Source organism: Massilia sp. BSC265 (assembly GCF_000740675.1).
Classification (GTDB): Bacteria; Pseudomonadota; Gammaproteobacteria; order Burkholderiales; family Burkholderiaceae_D; genus Telluria.
The window spans coordinates 634,620-648,515 of the sequence record NZ_JPXI01000033.1 but is presented as its reverse complement, the minus strand read 5'-3'; the positions used below and the strand labels follow the sequence as shown (position 1 = coordinate 648,515).

The 13,896-nt window shown below is 65.5% G+C and carries 12 protein-coding genes; 5 read left to right on the top strand and 7 right to left on the bottom strand.

Features of this window, described 5'->3' with window-relative positions:
• Positions 1 to 89 precede the first annotated feature (89 nt).
• From MA09_RS15045 to MA09_RS15025, 5 genes are all read right to left on the bottom strand, one after another.
• The gene (locus MA09_RS15045; RefSeq protein WP_051933466.1) at positions 90 to 2,054 is read right to left on the bottom strand and encodes an ATP-binding protein; all 1,965 of its coding nucleotides are present in this window, start codon (positions 2,052 to 2,054) and stop codon (positions 90 to 92) included.
• A 104-nt stretch (positions 2,055 to 2,158) separates the two neighbouring features.
• Positions 2,159 to 4,399 (bottom strand): bifunctional (p)ppGpp synthetase/guanosine-3',5'-bis(diphosphate) 3'-pyrophosphohydrolase, encoded by a 2,241-nt coding sequence (locus tag MA09_RS15040; RefSeq protein WP_036249893.1) that lies wholly within the window; start codon positions 4,397 to 4,399, stop codon positions 2,159 to 2,161.
• A gap of 75 nt (positions 4,400 to 4,474) precedes the next feature.
• Positions 4,475 to 4,678 carry a DNA-directed RNA polymerase subunit omega gene (gene rpoZ / locus MA09_RS15035; protein WP_005665923.1) on the bottom strand — a complete coding sequence of 68 codons (204 nt, stop codon included), beginning with the start codon at positions 4,676 to 4,678 and terminating at the stop codon, positions 4,475 to 4,477.
• Positions 4,679 to 4,728: 50 nt separating this feature from the next.
• Entirely contained in the window at positions 4,729 to 5,376 is a 648-nt protein-coding gene (gene gmk / locus MA09_RS15030; RefSeq protein ID WP_036249890.1) for a guanylate kinase, read from the bottom strand.
• Between the two features lie 163 nt (positions 5,377 to 5,539).
• On the bottom strand, positions 5,540 to 6,427 hold the full coding sequence (locus tag MA09_RS15025) for a YicC/YloC family endoribonuclease (RefSeq protein ID WP_036249887.1): 888 nt from the start codon (positions 6,425 to 6,427) through the stop codon (positions 5,540 to 5,542).
• Positions 6,428 to 6,595: 168 nt separating this feature from the next.
• On the opposite strand from MA09_RS15025, the gene MA09_RS15020 reads away from it, so the two are divergent.
• Genes MA09_RS15020 through hemW form a run of 5 tightly spaced genes read left to right on the top strand, consistent with a single transcriptional unit; the run spans position 6,596 to position 11,166 of the window.
• The gene (locus tag MA09_RS15020) at positions 6,596 to 7,579 is read left to right on the top strand and encodes a serine/threonine-protein kinase (RefSeq protein ID WP_036249884.1); all 984 of its coding nucleotides are present in this window, start codon (positions 6,596 to 6,598) and stop codon (positions 7,577 to 7,579) included.
• A gap of 15 nt (positions 7,580 to 7,594) precedes the next feature.
• The gene (locus MA09_RS15015; protein WP_036249882.1) at positions 7,595 to 8,521 is read left to right on the top strand and encodes a PP2C family serine/threonine-protein phosphatase; all 927 of its coding nucleotides are present in this window, start codon (positions 7,595 to 7,597) and stop codon (positions 8,519 to 8,521) included.
• A 21-nt stretch (positions 8,522 to 8,542) separates the two neighbouring features.
• Positions 8,543 to 9,277, top strand: a complete 735-nt coding sequence (gene rph, locus MA09_RS15010; protein ID WP_036249879.1) for a ribonuclease PH — start codon at positions 8,543 to 8,545, stop codon at positions 9,275 to 9,277.
• Positions 9,278 to 9,337: 60 nt separating this feature from the next.
• A complete protein-coding gene (gene rdgB / locus MA09_RS15005; protein WP_036249878.1) occupies positions 9,338 to 9,922 on the top strand; it encodes an RdgB/HAM1 family non-canonical purine NTP pyrophosphatase in 585 nt (194 codons plus the stop codon).
• Positions 9,919 to 11,166, top strand: a complete 1,248-nt coding sequence (gene hemW, locus MA09_RS15000; protein WP_036249877.1) for a radical SAM family heme chaperone HemW — start codon at positions 9,919 to 9,921, stop codon at positions 11,164 to 11,166. The genes rdgB and hemW overlap by 4 nt, the downstream gene beginning before the upstream one ends.
• A gap of 125 nt (positions 11,167 to 11,291) precedes the next feature.
• Here the strand turns inward: hemW and MA09_RS14995 are convergent, their stop codons facing one another.
• Both MA09_RS14995 and MA09_RS14990 read right to left on the bottom strand, forming a co-directional pair.
• On the bottom strand, positions 11,292 to 12,275 hold the full coding sequence (locus MA09_RS14995) for a M28 family peptidase (RefSeq protein ID WP_051933465.1): 984 nt from the start codon (positions 12,273 to 12,275) through the stop codon (positions 11,292 to 11,294).
• A gap of 185 nt (positions 12,276 to 12,460) precedes the next feature.
• On the bottom strand, positions 12,461 to 13,891 hold the full coding sequence (locus MA09_RS14990) for an efflux transporter outer membrane subunit (protein ID WP_036250183.1): 1,431 nt from the start codon (positions 13,889 to 13,891) through the stop codon (positions 12,461 to 12,463).
• Positions 13,892 to 13,896 lie beyond the last annotated feature (5 nt).

Here is a 13,896-nt window from a genome sequence, read left to right as displayed (position 1 = left end):
AGGCTCGCGCTACGACTGCGCAGACGCTCTAGACCCGCCCATATCGCGGGCGCGCGTGTCGATCAGGCGATTCTAACAGGCAAGCGGCGCTATTGCGCTCTCCTGTCCGGCAAGGACTGCAGCAGGCAATTCATGTCATCGAGCCCCGCCGGTTTGGTCAGGTGCGCATCGAAGCCCGCGGCCCGGGCCCGGGCCTGGTCCTCTTCGGATCCCCATCCGGTCAGCGCGGCAAGGAAGGTATGCACGCAACCGGGCATGGTCCGCAATGCGGCCGCCACCTCGTAGCCGCTCAGGCCCGGCATGCCGATATCGAGGATGGCCAGGTCGTAGCTGCCCGACTGCGCCTGCTCCAGCGCCTGGCGCCCGTCGTGGACGACGTCCACCTCGTGGCCGCCGATTTCCAGCAGGGCCGTGAAGGTCTCGGCAGCGTCGACGTTGTCGTCCGCAACCAGGATCTTCAAGCTGCTTCGGCTAGGAAGCTGTCCGACGGCGGACGGCTCGGCGGACGCGGGGGCGTGGGCAGCGCCGCCGGTGGCGAGCGGCAGTTCCACGACAAAGCTGCTGCCCTTGCCCTCGCCGGGACTTTCGGCATGCACCGCTCCCCCGTGCATCTCGACCAGGCTGCGCACCAGGGACAGGCCGATCCCCAGGCCGCCCTGCGCACGCCCCATGTTGCGCGATACCTGGCTGAACATGTCGAACACGCCGGTGAGGGCGTCCGCGGGGATGCCGATGCCGCTGTCGGTCACGGCGACGCGCACGCCCCCTTCGTCATGCTGCACCGTGATGCCGATGTTTCCGCCGGCGGGCGTATATTTGGCCGCATTGGTGAGCAGGTTGCTGAACACCTGCGCCAGCCGGATCGGGTCGGCGTGCACCACCAGCGGCACATCAGGGGTTGAAACGTCGAGCTGGTGCCCGGCCGCCGCGATCAGGGGCAGGGCCGTGTCAACCGCGTTCGCAATGGCGTCCTGCAGGGCGATCCGCTCCCGTTTCAGCTGTACCTTGCCGCTGTTGATCCGGGCGATGTCGAGCAGGTCGTCGATCAGGTGCACCAGCTGGTTCAGCTGCCGGTCCATCATCTCGTGGACCCTGGCCGGGAGCTTGCCTCCCGCAAGCTGGATGAGCTCCAGGCCGGTACGGATCGGCGCGAGCGGATTGCGCAGTTCATGCGCCAGGGTCGCCAGGAATTCGGTCTTGCGGCGGTTTTCGGTGGCCAGGTCGGCGGCCAGGCTGCGCAGGTCGTCGCGCGCGCGTCGGCTTTCGGTGACGTCGCTGAACAGGACCGCGACCTTGCCCTGCTTCGGATCGCCCACGCGCGTCGCGTAGATATTGAACCAGCGCCCGATCGGCGATCCTTCCTCGACCAGGCGCAGCGGCCTTCCCGTCAGGGCAACGCTGCTGTACAGCTCGGCCCAGTGGGTATCGTTCGAATCCGGCACCAGCTCGCGCACGGTCTTGCCGCGCGCGTCCTTCAGGCCGGTCTGGGCTTCGAAGGCGGGATTGATGTCGAGGAAGCGGTAGTCGACGGGCTTGCCGGCCTCGTCGTACAGGACTTCCACGATGCAGAAGCCGTCGTCCATCGATGCAATCAGCGTGCTGTAGAGCTCGCTCGTCGCCCGCTGCTCCTGCTGGGCTTTTACCTGGCTGGTGATATCGAGCGTGTAGTGCAGGACGAAGATCAGCCGTCCTGCCGCGTCGAATACCGGCGCATTGACGGCGTTCCAGTAGCGGTCTTCGTAGGCCTCGCTGCCGTCGGCCTGCCTGACCTTGATCGGATAATGCTGTGCCGGCATGGTCTGCGGCTTGCCGGTACGGATGGCCAGCGCGATCGATTCCTTCAGCGCGGTGGCGCTGGAATCCTCGAGGCTTTCCTGGGGAGCGCCGAAGGCGGCGAACAGCCGCGTCCCCACCAGCTCTTCCCTGGTGCGCGTGCTGGTCTGCAGGAAGGCATCATTGACCGCGACAAAGACCGGGTCATCCGAGGGAGAGAACAGGGCAGTAGGGATCGTCGAGCTGTTGAAGACGGCTTCGATCTGGTCCAACGAGAGCATAGGTCCGCTTGCCTGTAAGGAAAGAAGTGAGCATCATACAGGTCCCGCGAGCATGCATGCAGGGCGGTTGCGGCCAGGCCGGACGACCGCCCTGCGAACGCGGGCTACGACCGCTCGCGCTCGACCCGGTTCACGCCCGCCACCCGGCGCAGGTTACGGATCAGCTGCGCCAGGTGCACCCGGTCCTTTACCTGGATGGTGAAGCGCAGCTGCGTCATCAGGTGTTCGTCGTCCTCGTCCATGCCGACATAGGTGATGTTGGCGTCGGACTCGCCGATCTCGGCCGCCACGCGCGCCAGGATGCCCTTTTCATTGTTGATGAGCAGGCGGATGCGGCAGTCGAAGCGGCGGTTCAGCTCTTCGCCCCACTGCACCGCGATCCAGCGGTCCGGTTCCTTGGCGCGCACGCGCTTGGCCGGCAGGCAGTCGCAGGTGTGCACCACCAGGCCCTGGTCGCGGCGCAGCTGGCCGATGATCTGGTCGCCCGGGATCGGCAGGCAGCACGGCGCCAGCTGCACCGATACGCCTTCGCTGCCGTAGATCGTGACCGGGTCGATGTCGCTTGCCGGGGCCGGCAGGTTGGAAGGCTTGTGCTCGGGGTCGGCGTCCATCAGGCCGAAGATGTGGCGCGCCACCAGCTGCGGCATGCGCTTGCCGATGCCGATGTCGGCATACAGCTCTTCCATCGACTTGGCCGAGGATTCGGCCAGCAGCTTCTCGACCGTGCTGGGCGGCAGATCGGGACTGATGTTGCGGGCGGCCAGGGCGCCGGCCAGCAGTTCCTGGCCCAGCTCGACCGATTCGTTGACGTTCACCGTGCGCAGGTAGTGGCGGATCGCCGACCGCGCCTTGCCGGTGCGCACAAAACTCAGCCAGGTCGGGCTCGGGCGCGATTCCGGATCGGTGACGATCTCGACGATGTCGCCGTTGTGCAGTTCGGTGCGCAGCGGCTGGGTTTCGTTGTTGATCTTGACCGCCACCGTGTGGTCGCCGATGCCGGTGTGGATCGAGTAGGCGAAGTCGAGTGCCGTGGCGCCGCGCGGCAGGGCGATGATCTTCGACTTGGGCGTGAACACATAGACCGAATCCGGGAACAGGTCGACCTTGACGTGCTCGAGGAATTCGGCCGAGTCGCCGGTCTGCTGCTGGATGTCGAGCAGCGACTGCAGCCAGGCGTGGGTGCGCTGCTGCAGGTCCGACATGTTCGAGTCGCCGGTCTTGTACAGCCAGTGCGCCGCTACGCCGCTTTCGGCGGTGCGGTGCATGTCCTGGGTACGGATCTGGAACTCGACCGGGGTGCCGTAGGGGCCGATCAGGGTGGTATGCAGCGACTGGTAGCCGTTGATCTTGCGGATCGCGATGTAGTCCTTGAACTTGCCGGGCATCGGCTTGTACAGGGCGTGCAGGGTGCCGAGCGCCACGTAGCAGTTCGGGACCGTGTCGACCACCACGCGGAAGCCGTACACGTCCAGCACCTGCGAGAACGACAGGTGCTTGTTGCGCATCTTCTTGTAGATGCCGTACAGGGTCTTTTCGCGGCCGTAGACCTCGGCCTGGATGCCGGCCGTGGCCAGCTGGTTCTTGACCGCCTCGAGGATCTTCTTGACCACCTCGCGGCGGTTGCCGCGCGCCGCCTTGATGGCCTTGGCCAGCGTGTAGTAGCGCAGCGGGTACAGGTGCGAGAAGGACAGGTCCTGCAGTTCGCGGTAGATGTTGTTCAGGCCGAGGCGGTGCGCGATCGGCACGTAGACTTCCATGGTCTCGCGCGAGATGCGGCGGCGCTTGGCCGGGACCATCACGCCCATCGTGCGCATGTTGTGCAGGCGGTCGGCGAGCTTGATCAGGATCACGCGCACGTCCGAGGCCATGGCCAGCAGCATCTTGCGGAAGTTCTCGGCCTGGGCCTCGACCTGGCTCTGGAACTCGATCTTTTCGAGCTTGGACAGGCCGTCGACGAGATTGGCGACCTGGGCGCCGAAGCGCTCGATCAGCTCGTCCTTCTTGACGTCCTGGTCTTCGATCACGTCGTGCAGCAGCGCGGCCATGATGGCCTGGGCATCGAGCTTCCACTCGGCGCAGATTTCCGCGACGGCGATCGGATGGGAAATGTAGGGCTCGCCCGACTTGCGGACCTGGCCGAGGTGCATCTCGTCGGAGAAGCGGTAGGCTTCCTTGACCTTTTTCAGCTCGGCGGGGGTGAGGTAGTCGGACAGCTTGTTGATGAGCTGCGTGACCGATGCAACGCCCGGGGCGGGCGCCGGTGCCTCGGCGTCTTGCGGTTTGCCCGGACGCTTGGTCCGGGCAGGGGGGACTGGATGGGTCGAATCCGGGGAAGACAATTTCATACGTTATATCGATCAGCCAGTATGAAGAACAGCATAACAGATTCGCCTACGGAAGGACCCTTCTCCCCTCGGGTATTACATCGGGACCTTTTTGAGCATTTCCAGGCCGACTTTACCGGCGGCGATTTCGCGCAGCGCGACGACGGTCGGCTTGTCCTTGGCTTCGACCTTCGGGGTGTGGCCCTGCAGCAGCTGGCGTGCGCGATAGGTCGCGGCCAGGGTCAGCTGGAAGCGGTTCGGGACGTTCTTGAGGCAATCTTCGATGGTGATACGGGCCATGTTGTCACTCCTGAATGGACGATATGCGGCAAGCCTTTACGGTGCCGCGCTTATAAGGTTGGTTGGTGCGCGTGGATTCCCAGCTGGGCAAACAAGTCGGCGTTGCGCGCCGCCTGCTGGGCGAATCGGCAACGTGTCGCTTTGACAATCGCCTGCAGTTCTGCAAGGGCGGCGTTGAACTCTTCGTTGATGATAGCATACTCGAACTCCGGAGCGTGAGCGATCTCCCCCCCGGCGGCCAGCAGGCGGCGGGTGATGATGTGGGGCTCGTCGGTGCCGCGCTTGTGCAGGCGCTCCTCCAGGGCTTCGATCGACGGCGGCAGGATGAAGATGCCGGCCGCGTCGGGGAACTGCTTCTTGACCTGGCGCGCACCCTGCCAGTCGATTTCCAGCAGGATGTCGGTCCCCAGCTTCATCTCTTGTTCCACGGTCAGGCGGCTGGTGCCGTAGTAGTTGCCGTGGACTTCCGCCCATTCCAGGAATTCGCCGCGGTCGGCGCGCGAGACGAAGTCTTCCGCCGTCGTGAAATGGTATTCGCGGCCGTCCTGCTCGCCGGGACGCGGCGGGCGGGTGGTGGTCGAGATCGACAGCTTGATGCCCGGTTCCAGCTTCAGCAGGGCGTTGACCAGGGTCGATTTGCCGGCGCCGGACGGGGCGGCGACGACGAACAGGCTGCCGGAGAGGGCGGGAGTGATCATGAATAAGGTCCTCGGTTAAAACGTGTATTACGTGTGTTCATCATAATGTTGAACGCGTGGGCAGGAAACCTGCCCACCCTACAAAATCGCTCTTGTAGGGTGGGCGGGTCTCCCGCCCACGCGTTCAACTGTCCGTTGCGCACTGTTGCGCAACGACAACAAATTACTCTAAATTCTGCACCTGCTCGCGCATCTGCTCGATCAGCAGTTTCAGCTCCATCGACGCATCCGCCAGCTCCTTCACCGAGGCCTTGGCGCCCAGCGTGTTTGCCTCGCGGTTCAGTTCCTGCATCATGAAGTCGAGGCGCTTGCCGACCTGGCCGCCCTTTTTCAGGATATGGCGGGTTTCGTTCAGGTGGGCCGACAGGCGCGACAGCTCTTCCGACACGTCGATGCGGATACCGTACAGCGTCACTTCCTGGCGAATCCGCTCCAGCACTTCCTGGCGCGTCAGGGTCGACGGGTTGCCGTGTCCGGCCAGGCCCAGTGCGTCCTGCATGCGCTCGACGGCTTTCTGCTGGAACTGCGCAATCACTTGCGGGATGAGCGGGGTGATGCGCTTGACGATCGCTTCCATCGCGTCGATACGCGACAGCAGCATCGCTTCCAGCGCCGCGCCTTCGCGCTTGCGGCTGTCGACAAAAGCGGCGACGGTGGTGGCGGTGAGGGCGGCGACATCTTGCTGCAGCGATTCCTGGCCCACGGTCGACTCTTCGATGACGCCCGGCCAGCGCAGCAGTTCGGCCACCGTCATCGGCGGCGCCGAGACGAAATGCTTGGTGACCTCAAGCTGCAGGCGTGCAAGGTCGGACAGCAGTTCCTGGTTGAGCACTTGCGAGCCGCCGGCGGTCTTGCGGCCGAAGGACAGGCGTACCTCGACCTTGCCGCGTGTGATCGCGGCCATGATGGCGGAACGCAGGTCGGGTTCCAGCGCGCGCAGATCGTCGTTGATGCGGAACTGGAGGTCGAGGAAGCGCGAATTGACGCTCTTGATCTCGATCGTGAGGGTGCCGGCAGCGCTTTCGCTGGTGGCAACCGCATAACCTGTCATGCTTGAAATGCTCAAAGAATTCCCCGTCTTTTTTATTCTTTAGATACCTCGAGAGAGCGTCGCGAGCGGCAGCAAGGCGCCGATGCATCGTACGGCAGGCTTATCGAGGTGGCCTTTACAAAGGCAACATTTATCCCACACAATCGCCCTGTTAAGCAAGGACTCTGAATGGCCGCACAGAATAATGCCCCCCTGCCTGATGGCCTGGAAATTGCCGGATATCGCATTGTAAAGAAAATTGCGTCCGGTGGGTTCAGTATTGTTTACCTGGCATATGACGGTGAAGGCAACGCGGTCGCCATCAAGGAATACCTGCCCAGCCAGCTTGCCTTGCGCGCGCCGGGAGAACTGGCCCCGAGCGTGTCCAAGCCGAACCTGCCGGTGTTCCGCATCGGCCTGAAGTGCTTCTTCGAAGAGGGGCGGGCACTCGCCCGCATCGTCCATCCGAACGTGGTGCGGGTGGTGAACTTCTTCCGTGCCCACGAGACGGTCTATATGGTGATGGCCTACGAATCCGGCCACACGCTGCAGGACCATATCGCGCGCCTGCATGCCAAAGGGAGCCGCATGGGCGAAGCCTCGATCCGCCAGCTGTTCAACGGCGTGTGCGCCGGCGTGCGCGAAGTCCACGCCAACAAGCTGCTGCACCTCGACCTCAAGCCGGCCAACATCTACTTGCGCAGCGACGGTTCGCCGCTGCTGCTCGACTTCGGCGCGGCGCGCCAGACCATCAACCTGGATGCGCCGATGCTGGCGCCGATGTACACCCCCGGCTTCGCGGCGCCCGAGCTGTACAGCCGGGCGGCCACGCTCGGTCCCTGGACCGATATCTACAGCATCGGCGCGGCCATGTATGCTTGCATGACGCGCAGCATGCCGCCGCCGGTCGAAGCCCGCAAGGAAGAGGACAAGACCGGGGCACAGTTCGCCAGGATCGAAGGAAGTTACTCGCCGGAGCTGATCGAGATGGTCCGCGCCTGCATGGCCCTCGATCCGCTGGCGCGGCCGCAGAGCGTGTTCTCGATGCAGAAGGTGCTGCAGGCGGCGCCGACGCTGGCGCCGCAGCCGGTGTCCGAGGAGGCACCGGCGCGGGCAGGGGGATGGCGCGGGCTGGTCGGGCGCTTCGGCGTCAAGCGCAAGGCCAGTAACTAAGGATCAGGAGGCAACATGCAGTTTTCCGTCTACCAGCAGACCCATATCGGCGGGCGCAAGGTCAACCAGGACCGCATGGGCTACAGCTTCACGCGCGACGCGCTGCTGCTGGTGCTGGCCGACGGCATGGGCGGACACCTGGCGGGCGAGATCGCTGCCACCATTGCGCTGCAGACGCTGTCGATGATGTTCCGCATGCAGGCAAAGCCCTACGTGAAGAAGCCCGAGCGCTTCCTGGAAGAAGCGCTGACCCAGGCGCACTGGGACATCCTGGCCTATGCGGAAGCTAACCGGCTGCCCGAGACGCCGCGCACCACGGTGGTGGCCTGCCTGGTGCAGCACAACTGCGCCGTGTGGGCGCACTGCGGCGATTCGCGCCTGTACTGGGTGCGCCGCAACCAGGTGCTGGCGCGTACGCGCGACCATTCGCACCTGGAGTACCTGATCGAGCGCGGCCGCGCCCTCGAGTCCGACCGCAATACCCATCCGGACCGCAACAAGCTGTACAACTGCCTGGGCGCCGGCCAGGCCCCGAAGATCGACATCTCGCGCCAGGCCGTCTTGGCGCCGGGCGACACGCTGCTGCTGTGTTCGGACGGCCTGTGGGGGATGCTGCCGGAAACCGAGATCGTGCACCGGCTGTCGACATCGACCATCGTGCAGGCGGTGCCCGACATGGTGGCGATGGCCGCCGCGATCGGCGGGGCGCGCGCCGACAACACGACGGCGCTGGCCATCACCTGGCAGGGGGCGGACGCGAAGAGCGCAAGCGCGCCCGATGTCATCTCGACCCAGATGCTGCCCGAGGACGAAGTCAGCTCGACCATCACGGCGGGCGCTCCCCTGCCTGCCGGCGTGGATGCCTTCGACGAAGACGAAATCGAACGAGCGATTGCCGAGATCCGCGAGGCGATCGAGAAATCCTCCCAGCTACTCAAATAACCCAACAAGAAAAGGCTTCCCATGACGTTTGCACAACGCCCGAGCGGGCGCGCGGTCGACCAGCTGCGCACCATCCGCATCACCCGCCAGTACACCAAGCACGCCGAAGGATCGGTGCTGATCGAGTGCGGCGACACCAAGGTGATCTGCACCGCCAGCATCGAAGAGAAGGTGCCTGGCTTCCTGAAGGGCAAGGGGCAGGGCTGGCTGACGGCCGAGTACGGCATGCTGCCGCGCTCGACGCACACGCGCATGGACCGCGAAGCCGCGCGCGGCAAGCAAACCGGCCGTACTCAAGAAATCCAGCGCCTGATCGGCCGCTCGCTGCGCGCCGCCTTCGACCTGGAGGCCTTTGGGGAGCGCACCCTGCACCTGGACTGCGACGTGATCCAGGCCGACGGCGGCACCCGAACGGCCTCGATCACCGGCGCCATGGTCGCGGCCTACGACGCCTTCAGCGCGCTGGTGGGGCAGGGCGTCCTGGCCGCGGTGCCGGTGAAGCACTTCGTGGCGGCGATCTCGGTCGGCGTGTACCAGGGCACCCCGGTGCTGGACCTGGATTACCTCGAGGATTCGGCTTGCGATACCGACATGAACATCGTGATGACGGACCAGGGGCATTTCATCGAGGTGCAGGGTACGGCCGAGGGGGCTGCGTTCGACCGCGTGGGCATGAACCGCCTGCTGGACCTGGGGCAGCTGGGGGTGACCGAATTGATCAGGCTGCAGAAGCAGTCGCTGGGACTGGCTGCCTAGGAAGCGCGCGCTGGTGTGAAGCGGTAAAATATCCACCCTCTTCGCACATCATCCAGCACCATGACCCAACGCCTGATCCTCGCCTCCAACAACGCCGGCAAACTGAAGGAATTCGCCCAGCTCCTCGAACCCATCGGTTTCGAGCTGCACCCGCAAGGCGAATTCAATGTCCCGGAAGCGGAAGAGCCATTCGGCACCTTCGTGGAGAACGCGCTGGCCAAGGCCCGCCACGCCTCGCGCCTGACCGGCCTGCCGGCCCTGGCCGATGATTCGGGCGTGTGCGTCAACGCGCTCGGCGGGGCGCCGGGCGTCTACTCGGCCCGTTTCGCGGGCGAGCCGAAATCCGACGCCCGCAACAATGAAAAGCTGGTCGCCGACCTCACCAAGCACGCCGACAAGTCGGCCTATTACTATTGCGTGCTGGTCTACGTGCGCCACGCCGACGATCCGCAACCGGTCATCGCCGACGGCCAGTGGCACGGCGAGATCATCGCTAGCCCGCGCGGCGCCAACGGCTTCGGCTACGACCCGCACTTCCTGATTCCCGCGCTCGGCAAGACCACCGCCGAACTGGAACCAAGCGTGAAGAACGCCCACTCGCACCGTGGCCAGGCACTGCGTGCACTGGTAGAAAAACTGAAATGATTCCAATCAAAGTCGCCGGTTCTGATCTTGGCAAACTCGCTGGCGAATCACGTTCCCCGGCGGCGACCGCCCTGCAATACCTGCAGCCGGGCGCCCTGAACCTCACGGCCCTGCCGCCGCTGTCGCTCTACATCCACTTTCCGTGGTGCGTGCGCAAGTGCCCCTATTGCGACTTCAATTCGCACGAGGCGAAAGGAGCGTTGCCCGAGAAGGAATACCTCGACGCCGTGCGCCTCGACCTGGAGCAGTCGCTGCCGATGATCTGGGGCCGCAAGATCCACACCATCTTCATCGGCGGCGGCACGCCCAGCCTGATGTCGGCCGCCGGCCTGGACCGGCTGATGTCCGACGTGCGCACGCTGTTGCCCCTGGCGCTCGACGCCGAGATCACGATGGAGGCCAACCCGGGCACCTTCGAGGCCGAGCGCTTCAAGTCCTACCGCGACAGCGGCATCAACCGCCTGTCGATCGGCATCCAGAGCTTCAACGGTAACCATTTGAAGGCGCTGGGCCGCATCCATGACGAAGCCGAGGCCCTGCGCGCGGTGGAGATTGCCCGCTCGACTTTCGACAACTTCAACCTCGACCTGATGTTCGCGCTGCCGGGGCAGACCCTCGACGAGGCGCGCCGGGACCTGCAGACCGCCTTGTCATTCGCCCCGCCGCACCTGTCGATGTACCACCTGACGATGGAACCGAACACGGTCTTCGCCAAGTACCCGCCGACGCTGCCGGACGACGATACCAGCGCCGACATGCAGGACATGATCCTCGAGGCCACGGCGAGCGCCGGCTACCAGCACTACGAAGTCTCGGCCTATGCGCAGTCGGGCCGCCAGGCCAAGCACAACCTGAACTACTGGCAGTTCGGCGACTACCTCGGCATCGGCGCCGGCGCGCATTCGAAGATTTCCTTCCCGCACCGCGTGCTGCGCCAGGCGCGCTACAAGCAGCCGGGCTCCTTCATCGAGGCGGCCAAGCGCGGTAACCCGGTGCAGGAAGAGCACGAGATCGCGCGCGGCGACATGGGCTTCGAATTCATGCTGAATGCGCTCAGGCTGACGGAAGGCTTCGACCCGAACCTGTTCGGCGAGCGCACCGGCATGAGCATCAGCGCCATCACGAAGGCCCTGAACGAGGCGGAAGGCAAGGGCCTGCTCTACCGCGACCATAAGCTCATCAAGCCGACCGAACTGGGCCAGCGTTTCCTGAACGACCTGCAGGAGATGTTTCTGGGTTCGTAGGGTGGGCGGGTTTCCCGCCCACGCGGTGATGGTTAGCAGCCAGATCATCCGGTGCGAGAGCGGAGCCGCGGCGATCACCGCGTGGGGTGATCCGGGCCGGTGGCCCGGATTACGAGCCGCCCACGCTACGTCTTCGCCGCGCCGGCCAGCGACTCGATGGTCCGCGCCAATCCCTTGACCACCCGCGCCATGCTCGGGTAATCGAGCTTGTCCGGCGTGTCCTCCGCCGTGTGGTAGTAGGGGTAGCGCATGAAGGCGGTGTCGGTGATCATCAGGGCAGGGTAGCCCTGCCGGTTGTACGAAGAATGGTCGGACAAGGTCACGCCCATCACGTGGGCCGGCGCCGCCAGGCCCTCGGCGGGGAAGTCCGACCCTGCCTTGAAAGCCGCGAGCGCCTGCCGCACCAGGGCCGAGGATTCCAGCGTGCCCACGAAGGCGATGAAGTTGCCGGTGCTCGGGTAGCGCTTCTCCAGCCCCGGCGGCAGCTTCTGGCTGTTCTTTTCTTGCGAATACCAGCCGATCGTCTCCAGGATCAGTGCCCCTTCGACGTTCTGCCCGTACTTCCTGAGCTCGCGGGCGTGCTGCATGCTGCCCATTTCATCGCCCATGAAGAAAGGCGGTTCCTCGTTCACGAAGAAGACGAACTTCACTTCGGTGCCGCGGCTCGGCTGCATGGTCTTGAGCAGGCGCGCCAGTTCCAGCACGGCGGCGGTGCCGCTGCCGTTGTCGTTGGCGCCCGGTGCGCCGCGCGCCGAATCGTAGTGGGCGCCGACGATGAAGATGCGCTCCGGCTTGGCGCCGGGCGCGGCATTCGATACCGAGACCTCGATGTTGCGCACCTTCTGGCCGTCGGCCTCGTATTCCTGCCGGCGCAGCTGGTAGCCGTAGCCCTGCAGCGTGGTCTCGATGTGGCGCGCGGCTTTTTCGAGCTCGCGCGGCGTGGCCGTGTTGTGTTCGCGCGAGGCGATCGCCTCGACGTGGGTGCGCAGGCGGACCGACAGGTCCGGGGCAGGGGCGGCGGAATCGGTTTCCAAGGTCAGGGTCGCCAGCGCGATGGCAAGCAGGATCGCGATGATGACTTTCCAGTGTGAGCGGGCGAATTTGCGCATGGCAGTCGGGCGTATCGGTGCTTTAGCCTGCAAGCGTTCATGGGCCCAGTGTAGCCATCCTGTCAAAAGCTTGCTGCTTCAATTCCGCGCTTCAACGTCGCGATCCTGCACCCTTGAGCGGAGCTTGAAAGGCGAAAAAAAACCGGACTGCATGCAGTCCGGTTGTCGTTCGAGCGTGGTGCTGATCAGCGCGCCGCCACCGGTGCGGCCGGCTCCGTCCATCCACCGCCCAGCACGCTGTACAGCGTGACCTGGTTCTGCAGGCGCTGCAGGTTGGCCTGCACTGCCTGCTGCTGCGCCTGGAACAGGGCGCGCTGGGCGTCGAGCAGCTCGAGGTAGCTGGCTGCGCCGTTACGGTAGCGCAGGTCGGCCAGGTTGAAGCGGTCCGCCTCGGCCTCGGCCACGGCGCGCTGGGCACGCAGCTGCTCGCTGAAGGTCGACTGCCCCGCCAGCGCGTCGGCCACTTCGCGGAACGCGGTCTGGATCGATTGCTCGTACTGGGCCACGGCGATGTCGCGCTGCGCACGGGCGCTGCCCAGCACGGCGGTATTGCGGCCGTAGTCGAAGATCGGCAGGATCGCCTGGGGCGCGAAGCTCCAGCCGTAGCTGCCGCTCTTGAACAGGCCGGAGAGCTCGGTGCTGGCGCTGCCCACGCTGCCCGTCAGGGTGATGCGCGGGAAGAAGTTGGCACGCGCCGCGCCGATGTTGGCATTGGCCGCGATCAGCTGCTGCTCGGCCGCGCGGATGTCCGGGCGGTCGGCCAGCAGGCTTGACGGCAGGCCGGCCGGCAGGTCGGGCAGTTCGGTCGAGGCCAGGGTGGCGCCGGCCGCCGCCGTCGGCGGCACCGGCGTGCCCACCAGCAGGGTCAGCAGGTTCAGGTCCTGCGCGCGCTGGCGCTGCTGCGCGGCGAGCGTGGCCAGCGCGGTTTCCACCAGCGAGCGCGCCTGTTGCAGCTCGAAGCGCGAGGCCACGCCGTTGTCGAAGCGCAGCTGGGTCAGGCGCAGCGATTCCTGGCGCGTGCCCAGGGTCTGCTGGGTGATCGCCAGCAGCTCTTCGTCGGCCAGCAGCTGCAGGTAGACGTTGGCCACCGACGAGATCAGGCTGATCTGCGCCGACTTGCGCGCCTCTTCGGTCGCCAGGTACTGCGCCAGCGCCGCTTGCGACAGGTTGCGCACGCGGCCGAACAGGTCCAGCTCGAAGCTTGATACCGACAGGCCCGACTGGTACAGGCTGGTGATCGGCTGGTCTTCGCCGGTGGTGCGGCGATCGCCGCCAATGCCCAGGCCCACCGTCGGCAGGCGCTCGGCACGCTGGATGCGGTACTGCGCCCTGGCCTGCTCGATGTTGGCGATCGAGACGCGCAGGTCGCGGTTGTTCGCCAGCGCCTGCTCGATCAGGCCGCGCAGGCGCGCATCCGGGAAGAAGCGCTGCCACGCGATGGTGGCCGGCGCCTCGTTCGCCACCTGGGCGCTAGGGGCGCTGGCCGGCTTGGGCAGCTCAGGGAAAGCCCCGGCCACCGGCGCCGCCGGGCGCTCGTACTTGGGCGCCAGCGACATGCAGCCCGCCAGCATCATTGCCAGCGTGAGGGCAAAGGCGGGCGGAGTCAGTTTTTTCATCGTAT